4 protein-coding genes and 2 pseudogenes are annotated in these 4,813 nt (G+C 71.3%); 5 read left to right on the forward strand and 1 reads right to left on the reverse strand.

The window, feature by feature from the left end:
• The 3 genes and pseudogenes from GJ633_RS14115 to GJ633_RS14125 form a co-directional block, all read left to right on the forward strand.
• A pseudogene (locus GJ633_RS14115) lies at window positions 1-205 on the forward strand (DNA primase catalytic subunit PriS); the annotation flags it as partial.
• Window positions 202-1,380, forward strand: a complete 1,179-nt coding sequence (locus GJ633_RS14120) for a hypothetical protein (RefSeq protein WP_156589326.1) — start codon at window positions 202-204, stop codon at window positions 1,378-1,380. The pseudogene GJ633_RS14115 and the gene GJ633_RS14120, both read left to right, overlap by 4 nt.
• Window positions 1,381-1,493: 113 nt before the next feature.
• Window positions 1,494-2,746: pseudogene (locus GJ633_RS14125) on the forward strand (MBL fold metallo-hydrolase).
• A 477-nt stretch (window positions 2,747-3,223) separates the two neighbouring features.
• Here GJ633_RS14125 and GJ633_RS14130 read toward each other — a convergent pair.
• Window positions 3,224-3,481 carry a hypothetical protein gene (locus GJ633_RS14130; RefSeq protein ID WP_156589327.1) on the reverse strand — a complete coding sequence of 86 codons (258 nt, stop codon included), beginning with the start codon at window positions 3,479-3,481 and terminating at the stop codon, window positions 3,224-3,226.
• A gap of 152 nt (window positions 3,482-3,633) precedes the next feature.
• Here GJ633_RS14130 and GJ633_RS14135 point away from each other — a divergent pair, with 152 nt between their 5' ends.
• Window positions 3,634-4,443, forward strand: coding sequence for an inositol monophosphatase family protein (locus tag GJ633_RS14135; protein WP_156589328.1), 810 nt, complete (start codon window positions 3,634-3,636; stop codon window positions 4,441-4,443).
• Between the two features lie 105 nt (window positions 4,444-4,548).
• On the forward strand, window positions 4,549-4,813 hold a 265-nt coding region (locus GJ633_RS14140), incomplete at its 3' end, for a DUF5817 domain-containing protein (RefSeq protein ID WP_231741366.1).

The raw sequence follows: 4,813 nt of genomic DNA on the forward strand, positions 1-4,813 counted from the left end.
CGACCTCGACGGGTTCGACCCGCTTCGCGACGCGGTTCCCGACCGGTTCGTCGGCCGCGAGATCGCGATCGAGACCGACGCCGATCGGGCGGTAGAATTAAACGGTGAGCGCGTTACAGTCGAACCCGGTAGAAACACCGTGCCCGAGTTCGCGGGGGTCTTCCTGATGGCCCGCGGCGAGGCGCGGAAAGCCCCCGAACGATGAACCTCGACGAGCTCCGATCCGCGCAGGCGAAGGAACGCCGCAAGGACAGCCTCCAGCACCTGCGGGACTCGTTTTACGACGACGTGGCCGCGTACGTCGCGGACCTGCGCGCGGCCCGCGACCGCCGCGCTGAACAGGTCGACAACCCCTTCGCGGACGACGACGTGCGCCGACTCTCCGACGAGGTCGAGACGGCCGAGGAGGTCGCCGAGGCGCTCTACGAGCGGCGCGTCGGCAAGGTCGTCAAGCTCGCGTCGTTCGCGGCGGCCGACATGCCGGTCGACGAGGAGGGGATGACGACCGAGGAGCGGGCGCTGTTCGACGACCTCGTCGACCGCATCGCACAGAACAAGTCGCGGGTCCTCGACGTGCTCGCGGGCGACGCGCCCGTCGACGACGTGACGACGGGAGGCGGCGAAGCGCCGGCCGACGGCTCGCCGTCCGATGGCCCGCCGGCCGACGGATCGACCGAGACGGTCGTCTCCCCGACCGGGACGGACGGGGACGACGCGGTCGAAGCCCCGTCGGACAGATCGCCGCGCTCCGACGCAGCCGCGAGGGACGGGGGAACGCGGCCGGATGAGACGACGGATGCACCGCCACCGGCGCAGCCGGCAGACGCGCCGCCGAGAGAGCAGTCGGCGGAGTCCCCGTCGGTGGCGTCTCACCCGGCGGAGTCCAACCTCGCGGAGGACCATCCAGCAGACGACGGGGCGTTGGCCGACGCGATGGGCGGTGCGGGCGACGCGGTCGCCGAGGCGCTCGACGCCGCGGAGCCGGGCGAGCAGGCCGACGGGGCCGTTCCGGCGGGCGAGGGGCCGGGAGACGGCGATCCGGGAGACGACGACCCCGGAGGCGGCACGACGGACGGCGGCCGGACCGCCGTTCCGCCGGAGCCCGCGCCGCCGGGCGCGCCGGACGCGGTTGAGACGGACGAGCCCTCGACGGGACGCAACTCGGCGGCAGCGGCCACAGGAGACGCTTCCTCGGCGGAAGGGCGGCCCGCGGACGACCCCCCGACCGACCGGGCGACGGTCAGGATCACCCGGGACGTGGGGTCGATCTTCGGCGTCGACGAGCGCGAGTACGACCTCGCGAGCGAGGACGTGGTGACGCTCCCCGTCGCGAACGCCGACCCGCTCGTCGAGCGGGACGCCGCCGAGCGGCTCGACTGACCCCGGCCGTCCGCGCGGCCGCGACGGACAGCGGACGCGCATCGCGGCCCGACCGACCGCGACCCGACCGCGGACCGACGAGCACTAACGCGCCCGGCGGCTACGCGCTCCCGATGGAGGTCGAGTTCCTCGGCGGTGCCCGCGAGGTCGGACGGAGCGCGGTCCTCGTCGACGACGCGCTGCTCCTGGACTACGGCCTGTTGGCGGGGGACCCGCCGCGGTACCCGGTCCGGGACCCCGAGCCGGACGCGGTCGTCGTCTCGCACGGCCACCTCGACCACGTCGGCGCGGTGCCCGCGCTGTTGAAGGGCGACCGGCGGCCGGCGATACACTGGACGCCGCCGACCGCGGCCCTCGCCCGGACCCTGGCGCGCGACACCCTGAAACTGCACGGCAACAGCCCGCTGTGCCCCTTCGCCGACGAGCACGTCGCGCGGCTCGGCGAGGTCGAGCGGCGGCACGGGTACGGCGAGCCGTTCCCGGTCGCCGGCGGGACCGACGCGGCGGCTACGAGGTGACGCTGTTCGACGCGGGACACATTCCGGGCTCCGCGCACGTCCTCGTCGACGACGGCGACACGCGGCTCCTGTACACCGGCGACTTCCACACCGACGACCAGCGGCTGGTGGCGGGGACGACCGCGCGGCCCGCCGCCGACGCCGTGATCTGTGAGAGCACGTACGCGGACGTCCACCACGAGGAGCGGAGCGAGGTGGAATCACGGTTCGTCGAGAGCGTCGAAACGACGATCTGGGAGGGCGGTACCGTCGTCGTTCCGGCGTTCGCGATCGGGCGCACACAGGAGATGCTGCTCGTCTGCGAGGCGCACGACGTACCGTGCTACGTCGACGGGATGGGGACGGAGGTGACCGAGATGTTGCGGCGGTATCCCGGGTTCGTCCGCGACGCCGAGGCGCTCCGGCGGGCGAAGTCCCACGCCCGGTTCGTCACCGGCCGCGACGGACAGCGGACGCGCATCGCGAGCCAGCCGACGGCGATAATCACCACCAGCGGGATGCTCTCGGGTGGCCCCGCCATGACGTACATCCCCGAGATCCGGGCGAACCCGGTGAACAAGGTCGCCATGACCGGGTATCAGGTCGAGGGGACGCCCGGACGAGACCTCTTGGAGACGGGGAGCGCCGAGATCGACGGGCGCCGGATGCCCGTGAGCGCACAGGTCGAAGGGTACGACTTCTCCGCGCACGCCGACCGGAGCGGCCTCCTGGACTTCGTCGACGCGTACCGCGGCGCGCGTGTGCTCGTGACCCACGGCGATCGGTGCGAGCGGTTCGCGGCCGAACTCCGAGAAGACGGGATCGACGCGACCGCGCCGGGCGTCGGAGACCGGGTCGACTTGTCGTGATGCGGTCGACGACCCCCTGCGGCTCTGTCGACTCCCCAGCAGGTGAGAGCCTCTGGTTCAGTCGCGGTCAGGAGAGACCGCCGCACGTCCCGAGCTGCCAGGGGCTCCGCGCGTCGTGTGACGCTCAGGGTGTCGATTCGACGCGATCGTCCCGCACCGTGACATAGATGAGTATCCCGAGTAAGCCGGGGACCAGACCGGCGAAAAAAAGCAGTGCGATACCGACGCCCCATTGCCACGCCCAGTCGCTCCCACGAGATTTCGCATCTCGGTAGACCCATCGACCGAGTAACCCGAAGAGGATGAACAGGATCAGGAGGAGTATCAACAACTCGGGGCCAGCGGGGATCTGTAATGGAGGGAGGGACACGGATCGACGCTTCCGCTGAATTACTATAAAAACTTCCGAATCAGTCGAAACACACTCCGCTAACGGACGCTTCAGGAATGCGAGACCGAAAAAGCGCGCCTGCGACCCTACTCGCCGCCGTCGGTGTACATCCGGTCGTCGAGGACGCGCTCCGCGGTCGCGTTCGCCTCGGCCGGCGTCGGCCGGTCGCCCTCGACGATCTTGTCGGTCAGCGCCCCGGCGAGCGCGTACACGGCGGTGCCGTCGGCCCGCTCGGCGACGCGCTCGAAGGTGGGACGGTAGCCGGCGGCCGTCCGCTGGCCGATCTCGTCGATGGAGGCGTCGATGGCGTACTCGAGCTGACGGACCGCTTCGTTCGGTTCCATACCCGGTGATACCCGTCCGACCCACTTAAGTGTACTCGGATTCGGAATCGAGTTAATCCTCGCCGCACGGCCCGTCGACGGATCGACCGGGTTCCGAGATCGACGAGTCGGCGGATCGACGCGTATACGTCGCGGGCGTTCCGACGGCGACCATGACCGACGCAGACGAGCGTGTCGTCGTCGCCGAGCGCGCGGCGCGGGCCGGTGGACGCGTCGCCCACGAGCACTTCCGGAGCGACATTCCCGTCGAGACGAAAGACGAGACGGACGTGGTCACCGAGGCCGACCGCGCCGCCCAGCGCGTCGTGATCGAGTCGATCCGCGAGTCGTTCCCGGACGACGCGATCGTCGGCGAGGAGGAGGACGCGCGCAAGACCGTCCCCGAGACGGGCGCGGCGTGGGTGATCGACCCGATCGACGGCACCAGCAACTACGTCCGCGACATCCCCATCTGGGGGACCGTGGTGGCGGCCGTGGTCGACGGCGAACCGGTCGCCGCCGCCACGGTCTGTCCCGCTCTCGACGACGTCTACACCGCCGACGCCGACGGCGCGTACCGCAACGGCGACCCGATCGCGGTCAGCGACGTGGCCGATCCGCGGCGCACGACCGTCGGCCTGACGCTCTGGTGGGGGTTCGACGCCCGCGACGAGTACGCCAACGCCTGCGAGGCGATCGTCCGGCGGTTCCACGACATGCGGCGGCTGGGCGCCGCCCAGGTCGTTCTCCCCACCATCGCCGCCGGCGGGCTGGAGGGAACGCTCGCGAACCTGCGGGCGGCCCCGTGGGACTCCGTCGCCGGCGTGTTCATGATCCGGCAGGCCGGCGGGCGCGTGACCGACCTCGAGGGGAACCGCTGGCGACACGATTCGCCCGGGATCGTCGCCTCGAACGGACACCTCCACGACGAGATGCTCGCCGCGGCGCGCGCCATCGAGAACCCGCCCGGCGACCGCGACTGAGGGGCCCAATACCCGGCTCGGTTCGTCCGGATCCTTCTACCGTCCGAACCCTCCTCGGCCCGACGTAGCCGAGGGTTCAAATCCGGGGACGCCGAACCGGACGGTATGTACGCGGTCGTCGGCTGTAACGAGTGTGCGAACCTGTGGCTCCTCTGTGACCCCCGGTCGAGCGAGACCGCGCGGTGCTCGCGCTGCGGGAAGACCCACCGGACGGCGAAGCTCAAGCACTTCTTCGAGTCCGACGACCGCGAAGCGGCCCGGGAGGCCCGCGCCGCGCTGCTCGCGAAGAAGCGGGGCGACAGCGCGGCCTTCGCCGAGGTCGACCACGTCTCCGAGCTCGAACGCGCCGTCGACGACGCCGGCGTCGGCG

The organism is Halorubrum sp. CBA1125, from assembly GCF_009742825.1.
Lineage (GTDB): Archaea > Halobacteriota > Halobacteria > Halobacteriales > Haloferacaceae > Halorubrum.

What these genes read in the sequence shown, in the direction of transcription:
- GJ633_RS14130 (WP_156589327.1), bottom strand. Translation starts at nt 3,481, where the DNA reads ATGGAACCGAACGAAGCGGTCCGTCAGCTCGAGTACGCCATCGACGCC.
- GJ633_RS14135 (WP_156589328.1), top strand. Translation starts at nt 3,634, where the DNA reads ATGACCGACGCAGACGAGCGTGTCGTCGTCGCCGAGCGCGCGGCGCGG.
- GJ633_RS14120 (WP_156589326.1), top strand. Translation starts at nt 202, where the DNA reads ATGAACCTCGACGAGCTCCGATCCGCGCAGGCGAAGGAACGCCGCAAG.